The sequence below is a fragment of the Streptomyces murinus genome, from assembly GCF_002154555.1.
GTDB lineage: Bacteria > Actinomycetota > Actinomycetes > Streptomycetales > Streptomycetaceae > Streptomyces > Streptomyces murinus.
In genome coordinates this window covers 1-14,574 of sequence record NZ_MUNF01000228.1, presented here as the reverse complement: position 1 = coordinate 14,574, position 14,574 = coordinate 1, and the positions used below count along the sequence as shown (strand labels likewise).

The 14,574-nt window shown below is 71.2% G+C and carries 9 protein-coding genes and 1 pseudogene; all 10 read left to right on the top strand.

Features of this window, described 5'->3' with window-relative positions; translation table 11 throughout:
- Positions 1 to 311 (top strand): annotated as a pseudogene (locus CCN72_RS15545) (hypothetical protein); the annotation flags it as partial.
- Positions 312 to 419: 108 nt separating this feature from the next.
- A complete protein-coding gene (locus CCN72_RS15540) occupies positions 420 to 1,418 on the top strand; it encodes a LacI family DNA-binding transcriptional regulator (protein ID WP_202441852.1) in 999 nt (332 codons plus the stop codon).
- Positions 1,419 to 1,559: 141 nt separating this feature from the next.
- Positions 1,560 to 2,912: an ABC transporter substrate-binding protein gene (locus CCN72_RS15535; RefSeq protein ID WP_086808024.1), complete on the top strand. Its 1,353-nt coding sequence runs from the start codon at positions 1,560 to 1,562 to the stop codon at positions 2,910 to 2,912.
- A gap of 5 nt (positions 2,913 to 2,917) precedes the next feature.
- On the top strand, positions 2,918 to 3,871 hold the full coding sequence (locus tag CCN72_RS15530) for a carbohydrate ABC transporter permease (RefSeq protein ID WP_086808023.1): 954 nt from the start codon (positions 2,918 to 2,920) through the stop codon (positions 3,869 to 3,871).
- Positions 3,868 to 4,746, top strand: coding sequence for a carbohydrate ABC transporter permease (locus CCN72_RS15525; RefSeq protein ID WP_086808022.1), 879 nt, complete (start codon positions 3,868 to 3,870; stop codon positions 4,744 to 4,746). The genes CCN72_RS15530 and CCN72_RS15525 overlap by 4 nt, the downstream gene beginning before the upstream one ends.
- 49 nt (positions 4,747 to 4,795) lie before the next feature.
- Positions 4,796 to 6,403: a glycoside hydrolase family 13 protein gene (locus CCN72_RS15520; protein WP_086808021.1), complete on the top strand. Its 1,608-nt coding sequence runs from the start codon at positions 4,796 to 4,798 to the stop codon at positions 6,401 to 6,403.
- A gap of 50 nt (positions 6,404 to 6,453) precedes the next feature.
- Complete coding sequence (locus tag CCN72_RS15515) at positions 6,454 to 8,634, top strand: discoidin domain-containing protein (RefSeq protein ID WP_086808020.1); 2,181 nt, start codon at positions 6,454 to 6,456, stop codon at positions 8,632 to 8,634.
- 1,162 nt (positions 8,635 to 9,796) lie between these two features.
- On the top strand, positions 9,797 to 11,005 hold the full coding sequence (locus CCN72_RS15510) for a cytochrome P450 (RefSeq protein ID WP_086808019.1): 1,209 nt from the start codon (positions 9,797 to 9,799) through the stop codon (positions 11,003 to 11,005).
- Between the two features lie 102 nt (positions 11,006 to 11,107).
- Positions 11,108 to 12,460, top strand: a complete 1,353-nt coding sequence (locus CCN72_RS15505; protein ID WP_086808018.1) for a serine hydrolase domain-containing protein — start codon at positions 11,108 to 11,110, stop codon at positions 12,458 to 12,460.
- Between the two features lie 565 nt (positions 12,461 to 13,025).
- Positions 13,026 to 14,574: amino acid adenylation domain-containing protein (locus CCN72_RS15500; protein ID WP_143664109.1), on the top strand; the 1,549-nt coding region annotated here is incomplete at its 3' end.

Here is a 14,574-nt window from a genome sequence, read left to right as displayed (position 1 = left end):
CCACCTCAACGGCGTCCCCCTCCGCCACCCCCCGGCCCCTCAAGAACGGCACCGCGGCGCTCGTGCGATGCGCGAGCATGGCGGATCCGTACGCGACCGTCGAGGTCAGGAACCCGAACGGACGCGACGCTGTCTTCTTCGTGAAGATGACCTTCAAGAACGGGCGCGGCCGCGTCGTCATAAGCGCGGGCGATCAGGTGTCGGTACCCGCGAAAGGCAGGACGACCTACCGGGTTTTCGTCATCGGCAGTGGGCACGTCGAGGAGATCGCTCATTGCGAGGTCGACCCCATAGCCGTCGCCAACTGGTGACCGCCCGTCAGGCCCCGCTCCGCAGCCCTGCTCGGGCGGCCGCGCGCCCGGCTTCCGCCGTACAACTTTACGCAAGCCGCTTACGTAGACCGCGCTATTCTTGCGCGCATGACGCGACGACTTGCGGAAGTGGCGAAGAAGGTCGGGGTCAGTGAGGCCACGGTCAGCCGGGTGCTCAATGGGAGGCCCGGGGTCTCCGATGCCACCCGGCAGGCGGTGCTGACGGCCCTCGACGTCCTGGGCTACGAGCGCCCCACCCAGCTGCGCGGTGAACGGGCCCGGCTCGTCGGCCTGGTGCTGCCGGAGTTGCAGAATCCCATCTTCCCCGCGTTCGCCGAGGTCATCGGCGGTGCACTCGCTCAGCTCGGGCTCACCCCGGTGCTGTGCACCCAGACGAAGGGCGGCGTCTCGGAGGCGGACTACGTCGAACTGCTGCTCCAGCAGCAGGTGTCCGGCGTCGTCTTCGCCGGCGGCCTCTACGCCCAGGCCGACGCCCCGCACGACCACTACCGGCGGCTCGCCGACCGCAACATCCCCGTCGTCCTGGTCAACGCGGCCATCGAGCACCTCGGCTTCCCGGGCGTGTCCTGTGACGACGCGGTCGCCGTCGAACAGGCCTGGCGGCACCTCGCCTCGCTCGGCCACGAGCGCATCGGGCTGGTCCTCGGCCCCGGCGACCACATGCCCTCCGCCCGCAAACTGGCCGCCGCGCACGCCCTCACCGGCGGCCTGCCGGAAGAGCGGGTCGCGCGGGCCATCTTCTCCATCGAGGGCGGCCACGCCGCCGCCGCACGGCTGATCGACCGGGGCGTCACCGGCATCATCTGCGCCAGCGACCCCCTCGCCCTCGGCGCGATCCGGGCCGCCCGGCGCAAGGGCTACGACGTCCCGGGCCGGATCTCCGTCGTCGGCTACGACGACTCGGCGTTCATGAACTGCACCGAGCCCCCGCTCACCACCGTCCGCCAGCCCATCGAGGCCATGGGGCGCGCGGCCGTGGAACTGCTGAACGCGCAGATCGGCGGCACCGCCGTACCCGCCGAGGAGCTGCTGTTCGAACCCGAACTGGTGGTGCGCGGCTCGACCGGGCAGGCGCCGCACGACTGAGGCGCCGGTGCGCATCCGGTACATCCGCGCGACTGTCAAATAATTACAGAAGTCGCGCGACATCTTGCGGACCCTTGTCGGCGGTGCTTGAGTGTGCCGCGCCCGCAGCTCCCGTATGAGTGCCACCGAGGGGTCCATCGAATGACAAGCACCGGGTTCCGCCGCACCTTCGTCGCGATCGGCGTCTGCACCTCCCTCGCCCTCGCCGCCACCGCCTGCGGTTCGGGCGGCGGCGGTTCGGCGAGCGGCAAGACGCGCATCACCGTCAACTGCGAGCCACCGAAGAGCTCCAGAACCGACCGGAAGTTCTTCGACGCGGACGTCGCCTCCTTCGAGCGGCAGAACCCGGACATCGACGTCGTCACCCACGACGCCTTCCCCTGCGAGGACCCCAAGACCTTCGACGCCAAACTCGCCGGCGGCCAGATGGAGGATGTGTTCTACACGTACTTCACCGACGCCGGGCATGTCGTGGACATCAACCAGGCCGCCGATCTCACGCCGTACCTCAAGGAGTTGAAGAGCTACGGCACCTTGCAGAAGCAGCTGCGGGACATCTACACGGTGAACGGGAAGGTCTACGGCATACCCCGCACCGGATACAGCATGGGGCTGATCTACAACCGCGCCCTGTTCCAGCGGGCCGGCCTCGACCCCGACCAGCCGCCCACGACCTGGGACGAGGTCCGCGCCGACGCCAAGAAGATCGCCGCCCTCGGCGACGGCACCGTCGGGTACGCCGACTACAGCGCCCAGAACCAGGGCGGCTGGCACTTCACCGCCGAGCTGTACTCGCAGGGCGGCGACGTCGTCAGCGCCGACGGCAAGAAGGCGACCGTCGACACCCCCGCGGGCCACGCCGTCCTGGAGAACCTGCACGACATGCGGTGGAACGACAACTCCATGGGCAGCAAGCAGCTCCTCGTCATCAACGACGCGCAGCAGATGATGGGCGCGGGCAAGCTCGGTATGTACCTCGCCGCCCCCGACAACATCCCGATCCTCGTCAAGGAGAAGGGTGCCAGCTACGACGACATCGCCATCGGCCCGATGCCCGGCGGACAGGGCACCCTGATCGGCGGCGACGGCTACATGTTCAACAAGCACGACTCGCCCGCCCAGATCCGCGCCGGCCTCAAGTGGCTCGAACACATGTATCTGACCCCGGGCAAGGGCTTCCTCGGTGACTACGCCCGCGCGAAGCGGAACAACGCCCCCGTCGGCCTGCCCGAGCCACGCCTGTTCACCGGCGCCGCCGACGCCGAGGACCAGAAGATCAAGAAGGCCAACGCCAACGTCCCGGTGCAGAACTACCAGAGCTTCCTCGACGGCAACGCCAAGCTCAGGATGAAGATCGAGCCGCCGGACGCGCAGCAGATCTACTCCGTCCTCGACGGCACCGTCTCCGCCGTCCTCACCAAGAAGGACGCCGACATCGACGGGCTCCTGAAGGACGCGTCCGGGAAGATCGACAGCATTCTGGCCCGGAGCTGACCGCCATGACGAAGACGGCCGAGCGGCAGCGGACGGCGAGGGCCGTCCCCCCGGCCCCGGCGCCGGCCCCGGCAGGGGACCGGGGCCGGCGCCGCCTGATCGACCAGGTCCGCGCCTACGCCTTCCTCCTCGGCGGCCTGCTCTGCTTCGTCCTGTTCTCCTGGTACCCGGCGATCCGCGCCGTCGTGATCGCCTTCCAGAAGTACACCCCCGGCTCCCCGCCCCAGTGGGTCGGCACCGCCAACTTCACCCGCGTCTGGCACGACCCGGACTTCGCCGCCGCCTGGCGCAACACCCTCTGCTTCACGCTGCTCGCCCTGCTCATCGGCTTCGCCGTACCCTTCCTGCTGGCCCTCGTCCTCAATGAACTCCGGCACGCCAAGGCCTTCTTCAGAGTCGTGGTCTACCTGCCGGTGATGATCCCGCCGGTGGTCAGCGCCCTGCTGTGGAAGTGGTTCTACGACCCCGGAGCCGGACTCGCCAACGAGGCGCTGCGCTTCGTCCACCTGCCGACCTCGAACTGGTCCAACGGCACCGACACCGCGCTCGTCTCCCTGGTGATCGTGGCGACCTGGGCCAACATGGGCGGCACCGTCCTCGTCTATCTGGCCGCCCTCCAGTCCATCCCCGGCGAGCTGTACGAGGCCGCCGAACTCGACGGCGCGAACCTCCTCCAGCGCATCCGCCACATCACGGTCCCGCAGACCCGCTTCGTGATCATGATGCTGATGCTCCTTCAGATCATCGCCACCATGCAGGTGTTCACCGAACCGTTCGTCATCACCGGCGGCGGCCCCGAGAGCGCCACCGTCACCGTGCTCTACCTCATCTACAAATACGCCTTCCTCTACAACGACTTCGGCGGCGCCTGCGCCCTCAGCGTCATGCTCCTGCTGCTGCTCGGGGTCTTCTCCGCCATCTATCTGCGGCTCACCCGGAGCGAGGGGGACACCGCATGACCGCCACCCGCACCCTGATCTCCCCGGCCACCCTCGCCCGCCCACGCGGCAGAGCGATCTACTGGACGGTGTTCACCGCCGTCGTCGTCCTCTTCGCGCTGGCCTTCCTCTTCCCGGTGTACTGGATGGTCACCGGCGCGATGAAGTCCCCCGACGAGGTGGCCCGGACCCCACCGACGCTCGTGCCCCGGCACTGGCACACCGGCGCCTACACCGACGCCTGGGACCTGATGCAACTCCCGCAGCACCTGTGGAACACCGTCGTCCAGGCGGCCGGTGCCTGGGCCCTCCAGCTGGTGTTCTGCACGGCCGCCGCCTACGCCCTGTCCAAGCTGCGGCCCGCCTTCGGCAAGGTCATCCTCGGTGGCATCCTCGCCACCCTCATGGTGCCGGCCCAGGCACTCGTCGTACCCAAGTACCTCACCGTCGCCGATCTGCCGCTGCTGCACACCAGCCTGCTCAACGACCCCCTCGCCATCTGGCTCCCGGCGGTCGCCAACGCCTTCAACCTCTATCTGCTCAAGCGGTTCTTCGACCAGTTGCCCCGCGATGTGCTGGAGGCCGCCGAGATCGACGGCGCCGGCAAACTGCGCACCCTGTGGTCCGTCGTGCTGCCCATGTCCCGGCCGGTCCTCGGCGTCGTGTCCATCTTCGCGCTGGTCGCCGTCTGGCAGGACTTCCTGTGGCCGCTGATGGTCTTCTCCGACACCGACAAGCAGCCGATCAGCGTGGCCCTGGTCCAGCTGTCGCAGAACATCCAGCTCACCGTGCTCCTCGCCGCGATGGTGATCGCCGGCATCCCCATGGTGGCGCTGTTCCTCGTCTTCCAGCGGCACATCATCGCCGGGATCAGCGCGGGCAGCACCAAGGGCTGAGGCCGAGCGCACGTCCGCCGACCGCCCGTCTACAGAAAGGCAAAGCCCAGTGGGACAGCCCACCCATGCCTTCAGCGACCACGAGTGGTGGCGCTCCGCCGTCATCTACCAGGTCTACGTCCGCAGCTTCGCCGACGGCGACGGCGACGGCACCGGGGACCTCGCGGGCGTCCGCTCCCGGCTGCCCTACCTGGCCGAACTGGGCGTGGACGCACTGTGGTTCAACCCCTGGTACCGGTCGCCGATGAAGGACGGCGGTTACGACGTGGCCGACTACCGTGCCATCGACCCGGCGTTCGGCACGCTCGCCGAGGCGGAGAAACTCATCGACGAGGCCCGCTCACTGGGCATCCGCACCATCATCGACATCGTCCCCAACCACGTCTCCGACCAGCACCCGTGGTTCCGTGCCGCCCTCGCCGCCGGCCCCGGCAGCCCCGAACGGAACCTGTTCCACTTCCGGCCCGGGCGCGGCGCCCACGGTGAACTCCCGCCCAACGACTGGCCGTCACAGTTCGCCGGCAGCACCGAACCGGTGTGGACCCGGCTGCCCGACGGCGACTGGTACCTGCACCTGTTCACCCCCGAACAGCCCGACCTCAACTGGGCCCACCCGGCGGTCCGCCAGGAGCACGAGGACATCCTCCGCTTCTGGTTCGACCGAGGGGTCGCCGGTGTCCGCATCGACTCCGCGGCCCTGCTCGCCAAGGACCCCGGCCTCCCGGACCTCGCCACGCGCCCGGAGCCGCATCCGTTCGTGGACCGCGACGAACTCCACGACATCTACCGCTCCTGGCGTGCCGTCGCCGACGCCTACGGCGGTGTCTTCGTCGGCGAGGTCTGGCTCCCCGACGCCGAACGCTTCGCCCGCTATCTGCGGCCCGACGAACTCCACACCGCCTTCAACTTCTCCTTCCTGTCCTGCCCCTGGCACCCCGGACGGCTGCGCGCCGCCATCGACACCACCCTCGCCGAACACGCCCCGGTCGGCGCTCCCGCCACCTGGGTGCTGTGCAATCACGACGTCACCCGCACGATCACCCGCTACGGCCGCGAGGACACCGCCTTCGACTTCGCCACCAAGGCCTTCGGCACCCCGACCGATCCGGCACTCGGCACCCGCAGGGCGCGGGCCGCCGCCCTGCTCTCCCTCGCACTGCCCGGGTCGGTGTACCTGTACCAGGGGGAGGAACTGGGGCTGCCGGAGGCGGAGATCCCGGTCGAGCGCATCGAGGATCCGATGTATCACCGCTCGGGCGGCGCCGACCCCGGCCGTGACGGCTGCCGGGTACCGCTGCCGTGGGCCGCCGGTCTGCCGTACGCGGGCTTCGGCTCCCGGGGCGAGCCGTGGCTGCCGCAGCCGGAGGACTGGCCGTCGTACGCGGCCGACCGCCAGGAGCGCGACCCCGACTCCATGCTCACCCTCTACCGCAGGGCCATCGCCCTGCGGCCCCGCCTCGGCACCGGCCCCCTCACCTGGCTCCCCGCCCCCGACGGCGTCCTCGCCTTCTCCCGCGCGGGCGGCGCGATCTGCGCGGTCAACTTCTCCGCCACCCCCGCCGACCTGCCCGCGCACTCCGAACTCCTGCTCAGCAGCGGCCCCTTGGACGAATCGGGCCGGCTGCCGCAGGACACCGCGGTCTGGCTGCACGCCTGAGCCGCGGCGCACCGCTGTCCCGCGCACCCCCACCACGAAGGGAACAGCTCATGCACACCAGCACCGTCAGTCATGTCAGGCGCATGCCGGCCATAGGGGCGGTCGTGGCCCTCGCCGCCGGCATGCTCGTCGCCGTCGCGGCGCCCGCCGCGCACGCGGCCGCCGGGGCCACCCTGCCCTTCACCTCGGTCGAGGCCGAGTCGGCCACCACCACCGGCACGAAGATCGGGCCGGACTACACCCAGGGCACGCTCGCCTCTGAGGCGTCAGGGCGGCAGGCCGTCCAGCTGACCTCCGGCCAGCGGGTGGAGTTCACCGTGCCGCGCGCGGCCAACGCCGTGAACGTCTCCTACAGCGTCCCGGACGGCCAGTCCGGCTCGCTCGACGTGTACGTCAACGGCACCAAGCTGGCCAAGACCCTCCCGGTGACGTCCAAGTACTCCTACGTCGACACCGGCTGGATCGCCGGCAGCAGGACGCATCACTTCTTCGACGACGCCCGGCTGCTGCTGGGCCAGAACCTCCAGGCCGGGGACAAGGTCGCGTTCGTGGCGACCGGCACTCAGGTCACCGTGGACGTGGCCGACTTCGAGCAGGTCGCCGCGGCCGCCGCGCAGCCCTCCGGTTCGGTGTCCGTCGTCTCCAAGGGCGCCGACCCCAGCGGCAACGGCGACTCCACCCAGGCCTTCCGGGACGCCATCGCCGCCGCCCAGGGCGGCACCGTGTGGATCCCGCCGGGCGACTACAGGCTCACCTCCTCCCTCAGCGGCGTACAGAACGTGACCCTTCAGGGGGCGGGCGGCTGGTACTCGGTCGTGCACACCTCCCGGTTCATCGACCAGTCCAGCTCCGCGGGGAACGTCCACATCAAGGACTTCGCGGTGATCGGCGAGGTCACCGAGCGCGTCGACTCCAGCCCCGACAACTTCGTCAACGGCTCCCTCGGCCCGGGCTCGTCCGTCTCCGGCATGTGGATCCAGCACCTCAAGTGCGGCCTGTGGCTGACCGGCACCAACGACAACCTGGTCGTGGAGAACAACCGCATCCTCGACACCACCGCCGACGGCATCAACCTCAACGGCACCGCCAAGGGGGTCCGGGTCAGCGACAACTTCCTGCGCAACCAGGGCGACGACTCCCTCGCGATGTGGTCGCTGTACGGCCCGGACACCGACTCCAGCTTCGAGAACAACACCATTTCCCAGCCCAACCTCGCCAACGGCATCGCCATCTACGGCGGTACCGACATCACGGTGCGCGGCAACCTGGTCTCCGACACCAACTCCCTGGGCAGCGGCATCGCCATCTCCAACCAGAAGTTCCTCGACCCGTTCTCGCCGCTGTCCGGCACCATCACGGTCGACGGCAACACGCTGGTGCGCGCCGGCGCCATGAACCCCAACTGGAGCCATCCGATGGGCGCGTTGCGCGTCGACTCGTACGACAGCGCCATCAACGCCACCGTGAACATCACCGATACGACGATCACCGACAGCCCGTACAGCGCCTTCGAGTTCGTCTCCGGCGGCGGGCAGGGCTATCCGGTGCGGAACGTCAATGTGAGCGGCGCGACGGTGCGGAACACCGGCACGGTGGTGGTGCAGGGGGAGGCACAGGGAGCGGCCACGTTCAAGAACGTCACCGCCAGCGGCGTCGGCTCGGCCGGGGTGTACAACTGCCCGTACCCGGCGAACTCCGGTTCCTTCACGCTCACCGACGGCGGCGGCAACTCCGGCTGGTCCAGCACCTGGTCGGACTGCTCCAGCTGGCCCCAGCCAGGCCAGGGCAACCCGGCGCCCGACCCCGGCCGCAACCTCGCCAAGGGCAGGCCGGCCACCGCGACCGGCTCCCAGGACGTCTACACGCCGGGCAAGGCGGTCGACGGTGACGCCAACTCGTACTGGGAGTCGGCCAACAACGCCTTCCCGCAGTCCCTGACGGTCGACCTCGGTTCGTCGTACGCGGTACGCCGGCTGGTGCTGAAGCTGCCGCCGTCCTCGGCGTGGGGCGCCCGCACCCAGACCGTCACCGTGCTCGGCAGCACCGACGGCTCCGGCTACTCCACCGTGGTCGGCGCCCACGACTACCGCTTCGACCCGGCCACCGGCAACACCACCACGGTGTCCCTGCCGAGCGGCACGAACCTGCGCTACCTGCGGCTGTCGGTCAGCGCCAACACGGGCTGGCCGGCCGGGCAGTTCAGCGAGGTGGAGGCGTACCTGGCGTCCTGACGTCCCCGCTCCGGACAAGGCGGCACCGCGGGAGCCGCCTCGGGGTGCCGGTGCCCGCGCGGAAAGGCGCGGGCACCGGCACCCGTCGCGTTCCCGACCAGACCGGCGCGCCGGGCCGGACGCCGTACGGCGCGCGCTCGATCGCGTTGGGGGAGCGCGAGTGGTGAGTGGGTTCGCCAAATGCGCCCCCGACGCGCCAGGTTGGCTGAAATCGGGCGCTCCGGCCGGAACCTTTGCTTCCCCCGTCCGGAGGCTGTCAAGTGGTGCGGCAGGGGCGAGCGGGGTGCGGTGGCGGGTCGGATGGTTGTGGGGAGTGCCCCTGGCATATCGCGCTTCTCTTCCGAAGTGGCATGCGAGGGACCCCTACTGTCGGATAATCACCCCAGATCAGGGCCGGGTTCGGCCATCGAGTCCGAGTGTGTCGCCCTGCGCCGCGCCGAGACCGCGCCGCGGCGCGCGCCGTCCCGGTCCGGGTTCGGGCGGAGATTTTTTGGCGCGGCCGGTTTGCGGGTGGGGCGCCGGGGCACCCGCGGGGGCGACGATCCGGCCGCGATCTCGTGCGCGTGCGCGGCCCGTCGGAGATTGCTCGGCGGTGACGCAAAAACACCGGCAGAGTACTCTCCGTTCAACTTCAGGGGGTTGCTTCCGTGTGACTCACCGTGAAGACTGTGGCCGGGATCCATCGAAACGAAGGTGTGACGGGGTGCGCATCATGCCATTCATGGGGCGGCATGCTCCACGATTGCGTATCGTCATACCGCGTTCCGAGGAGTTGGGGCCCTCGGCCCCGTTGTCCGTATACGAACCGGGAGGGTCCCGCGCCATCATCGCGCGGGAGGTTTCGCCAAGGGGGATGGGCTATGTCGGGTTGGTGCGCCGTACGACCGGGCTCGCCGCGGGGCCGCGGCCGGCCGCGCAGCCGCCGCGTCCTGCGCCGTATGTGTTGACGGATTCCGGTCCATCCCGGCAGCGGACCGACGGCATCTGACCGTCCCGCCGCTCCATGGCACGTCATCAGCACGCCACACGGGCCACGCGCCGCTCCCGTCCGGACGGTCGCGCGGCGGTGCCCGAGATCTTTCGCCGGCCGGCCCGCGCCGGTTCGCGCCATTCCCCGTGTGTGTGGCTCCTTCGTGCCCGCACGCGCAAGCAAGGAGACAAGGTGATCAGCAGGCAACCGACGGTCGGACGGCTCCTCCTGGAGGAGTTACCCGACCGCTGGCGAGGTCTACGCGAGGCCGGTCCGGTACGGCACGACGAGGCGCAGGGCGTCTGGCAGGTGCTCGACCACGAGCACGTCGCCGCCGTGCTCGCCGACCCGGCGACGTACTCCTCGGACCTCTCCGCCCTCAGCCCCACCCAGCCCGACTTCGAGACCTTCACCCAGGGCAACTTCGTCGGCATGGACCCCCCGGAGCACCGCAAGCTCCGCACCCTGGTCAGCCAGGCGTTCACCCCCCGGGTCGTACAGGGACTCGAACCCCGTATCGAGGCCGTCTGCGCCCGGCTGCTGGACGGGGTCGCCGACCAGGACCGGTTCGACCTGGTCGACACGCTGGCCTATCCGCTGCCGATCATCGTGATCGCCGAACTGCTCGGCATCCCCGCCGAGGAACACCGGCTCTTCCAGGAGTGGGCGAGCGTCCTGTTCGGCGGCGACCAGCTCGGCGAGGCACCGGACATGGCCGATCTGGAACGGGCGCTGGAAGCCATTGCCCCCACCGTGCGCGAGATGAACAGCTACATGCTGGACTACATACGCGCCCGCCGTGCCGCCCCCGGTGACGACCTGACCAGCAGACTCATCGCCGCCGAGGTGGACGGTGTGCGCCTGCGGGACCAGGAGATGGTCGGCTTCGTGGCGCTGCTGCTGGTCGCCGGGCACATCACCACCACCGCACTGCTGGGCAACGCCGTCGTCACCTTCGACCGCTACCCCGAGACGGCCGCTGCGCTGCGCGCCGATCCGCCGCGCATCCCCACCGCCGTCGAGGAGGTGCTGCGCTGGCTGCCCCCCTTCCCCGAACTGGGCCGCCGGGTGACCAGGCCCGTCGTCCTCGGTGGTCACGAGATCCCCGCCGACACCCTGCTGATGGCACATCTGGGCGCCGCCAACCGGGACCCCGCCCGCTTCGACGCGCCCGATGTCTTCGACGTGACCCGCTCACCCAATCCCCATCTGACCTTCGGGCACGGCATCCACTTCTGTTTCGGCGCGCCGCTGGCCCGACTGGAAGCGCGGATCGCCCTGAACATGCTGCATGAACGATTCCGCACCCTGGTGATCCCGTCTCACGAGGACATCACCTATCAGAACCCCGCCGTACTCATCGGCGTCCGGCAGCTGCCCGTCGAGGTCGGCAGAGCGTAGACCACGGCGCACGAAGCGCACCGGTCGGCCCCCGTACCGCTCACACCCGGGCCGGTCCGTAACACCCGCACATGAGACCCATCCAACGGGAGTCCCCTTCTCATGCCGTACACCATCCCCGCCGCTCCGCCCGTTTCCCGGACACCCTCGCTGTTACGCCGGGAACTGCGGGACCGCCTCGACGCGCTCGCCCGCACCCATCGGGTGCCCGGCGCGCAACTCGTCCTCGACACCGGCACGGACGTCATATCCATACACACCGGCACCGCCGACGTCTCCACCGGCACCCTCCTCACGGGGGAGACGGCCGTCCCCCTGGGCTCGCTCACCAAACCCTTCACCGCCGCCCTGGTCATGCTGCTGGCCGACGACGGCGACGTGGACCTGGACGAGCCCGTCGCCGAGCATCTCCAGGAGCTGCGCTCCGTCCCCGAAGTGACGATCCGCCAACTGCTCAGCCACACCGGCGGGCTGCCCACCGGGCCGGACTCCGACACCGCCGCGGCGACCACCGCCGCCCGCTACCTCACGTCCGTGTGCACCGCCCATGACCTGCTCTTCCCGCCGGGCACCGACTTCTCCTACTCCAACGCCGGTTACGTCGCCGCTGGACGGCTGGTGGAGACCGTCACCGGAATGCCGTGGGCCGAGGCGGTACGGACGCTGCTGCTCGAACCACTCGGTGTCGTACCGGCGTTCATCGGCGACGCCGTGCCCGCCCGTCCCGTGGCCGCGGGACACGCGGTCAACACCGCCACCGGACAGGCGCTCGCGGCCCGGCAGAACCTGGCACCGCTGGAGGCACCGGCCGGCGCGCTGCTCGCGAGCGCCGCGGACCTGGCCGCGTTCGGCAACGCGCTGATCGGCCGCTCCGACCTGTTGCCGCCCGCCGTCGCCAAGGACATGCGCCGCCCCGAACCCGCCGCCCGGCCCGGCGCCCTGGCCGACGGCTGGAGCCCCGGGCTCGCCCAGTACCAGCGGGGCGACCGTGCCTGGTACGGCCACGACGGCAACGCCCAGGGCACGTCCTGCCATCTGCGCATCGACCCGGAGAGCGGGGTGGTGGTCGCCTTCACGGGCAACGCCGGCGGCGCGACCGCGCTGTGGCGCGACCTCACCGGGGAACTCGCCCGGCTGACCGGCATCCGGGTGCCCGCCGGCGGACACCCCGTGGACGGAGGGCGCCGCGCCGCCCTGCCCGACTGCGTGGGCACGTACCGCAACGGCACCACGGCCTACCGCGTCACGGCCGGGCCGGACGGCGAGCCCGCGCTGTCCGTGGACGGTGACCTGGCGCTCCCGCTGGTCTGCTACGCCGACCTGTCGTGCGACCTGCGCGATCCGGCCACCGGGAGCCTGGAGCCCGGCGGCCGCTTCCACCGCGACCCGGTCACCGGGAGCATCGACCGAATACAGATATCCGGCCGCACGGCGCGCCGCACCGACGACGGCTGAACGAGGGGACACGGCGGGGCAGGCCGGACCGCGTGTCGGTCTCGGCGCCGGAGCCCGGTCGGCCCGGGCTCGGTGCCCGGCCCCGGACATGACACGGACGGACGCCGGCCCCAGGCCCGGTCCAGGTGCCAGCGTCCGGCCCCGGTCCCGGTTCCAGTAGGAGTACGACGGATGTCCGGCAGAGGGCCCGTCGTACCCGCCCCCGCTCGGATTCCGGTCCCGCCTTCAGCGGGGCGCCCGTAACCGGTACGCGCGGTCCGCCCGGCGGCGCGTACCCGGCCCGGATCCCGCCGTACCGCCCGCCGCACCACCCGGCATGGCGGCGTGGCCGTCACCCGGTCGCCCGGAGGCCGCCCGCCAGCGCGTGGAATCGGCACGCGCCCGGTCACCCCGCCGCCCGTCACACCCCGGTACCGGTCACCCCGACCGGTACCGGCAGCCCCGCTCGTCCCGCACCGCCGCACACACCCGGTGTGCTCCCGTTCCAGCGCGCCGCCCCCGCGGTGGGCCCGGCTCGCCCTCCTGGCCCGTGCCGCATCGTCCCGCTCTCCAAAGGACTACACCCATGACGGACCCGCACGACAAGCCCGCATCGGCGCCCGCCCTGCCGCGCTCCGGCCCCACCGGCGCGGCGGAGAGCAGCACGGCCGGGGCGCACCCGATGCTCGGCGCGCTGTTCGCCGCCTGGGTGGCCCGCACCCCGGACGCACCGGCCCTCACGGACGGCCGACGGACCTGGACCTACCGTCAACTGGCCGATCGAGCCGACCGGTTGGCCGCACATCTGATACGCCGGGGCGCCGGGCCCGACCGGGTGGTCGCGCTGGTCCTGCCGCGCTCCATGGAACTCATCGCCGCCGAACTGGCCGTCTCCCGGGCCGGTGCCGCCTTCCTGCCCGTGGACCCCGGCTACCCCGCCGAGCGCCGGGCCCTGATGCTCACCGACGCGGCACCCGCCGTCACCCTCGACGACGTGGGCCGGGTGGGCGAGGTGCTCGACGGCCGCGATGAGGCGGAGCCCGTGGGGGAGCGGGGCGAGAGGGCGGTCGTCGGGGCGTGTGCGGATGAATCCGCGTCCGCCGTCACCTTCGGTGTCCCTGGTCGGGTCGGCGTGTCGGCCGGCGCTCGCGATGGTGCGGAGCCCGTGGGAGAGCCGGCCGGCGGAGTGCGTGCCGATGATTCCGAGTCCGGTGTCACCCTCGATGCCTCCGGTCGGGGCGGCGCGTCGCTTGATGCCCGCGACGGCGCGGAACCCGCGGGGGAGCGCGACGGCGGGGTGGCCGTCGGGGCGCGGGTCGGGGCCGACAGCGCGGCGTACGTCATCTACACCTCCGGTTCCACCGGCACCCCCAAGGGCGTGACGGTCACCCACCGCGGCATCGGCGGCTTCGTCACCGCGGCGGCCGAGCGGTACGCCGTGGGCCCCGGGGACCGGGTGCTCCAGTTCTCCTCGCCGAGCTTCGACGCTTCCGTACTGGAGCTGTTCATCTCGGTGCTGTGCGGTGCCACCCTCGTCGTACCGCCGCACGGCCCCTGGCTGGGTGACGAACTCGCCGCCGTCCTGGACGAGCACCGCATCACCCACGCCCTCATCCCACCGGCCGCGCTCGCCACCCTGCCGGGGCCCGAGACCGGCACGGGGCGCCATCTGCGCACGCTGATCGTGGGCGCCGAAGCCTGCCCGGCCGGGCTCGTAGACACCTGGGCACCCGGCCGCCGCATGATCAACTCCTATGGCCCGACCGAGGCCACCATCGTCGCCACCTGGACCGGGCCGCTCACCGCAGGCCGGGGCACTCCGACGATCGGCGACGCCCTGCCGCACACCCGGGCCCATGTGCTCGACCCGGCGATGCGACCCGTACCGCCCGGCACGGACGGCGAGTTGTTCGTGGGCGGTGACGCCGTGGCCCGCGGCTACCTCGGCCGCTCGGGCCTGACCGCCACCCGCTTCGTCCCCGATCCCTTCGGCCCGGCCGGTGCCCGCCTGTATCGCACCGGGGACCGGGCGCGCCGAACCCCCGACGGGGAACTGGAGTTCCTGGGCCGCCTCGACCGGCAGGTGAAGATCCGCGGCTTCCGGATCGAGCCCGGCGAGATCGAGGCCGCCCTGC

Bases quoted from the DNA above. Each gene is read 5' to 3' on its own strand.
- CCN72_RS15505 (WP_086808018.1), top strand. From the start codon at position 11,108: ATGCCGTACACCATCCCCGCCGCTCCGCCCGTTTCCCGGACACCCTCG.
- CCN72_RS15530 (WP_086808023.1), top strand. From the start codon at position 2,918: ATGACGAAGACGGCCGAGCGGCAGCGGACGGCGAGGGCCGTCCCCCCG.
- CCN72_RS15515 (WP_086808020.1), top strand. From the start codon at position 6,454: ATGCACACCAGCACCGTCAGTCATGTCAGGCGCATGCCGGCCATAGGG.
- CCN72_RS15525 (WP_086808022.1), top strand. From the start codon at position 3,868: ATGACCGCCACCCGCACCCTGATCTCCCCGGCCACCCTCGCCCGCCCA.
- CCN72_RS15540 (WP_202441852.1), top strand. From the start codon at position 420: ATGACGCGACGACTTGCGGAAGTGGCGAAGAAGGTCGGGGTCAGTGAG.
- CCN72_RS15535 (WP_086808024.1), top strand. From the start codon at position 1,560: ATGACAAGCACCGGGTTCCGCCGCACCTTCGTCGCGATCGGCGTCTGC.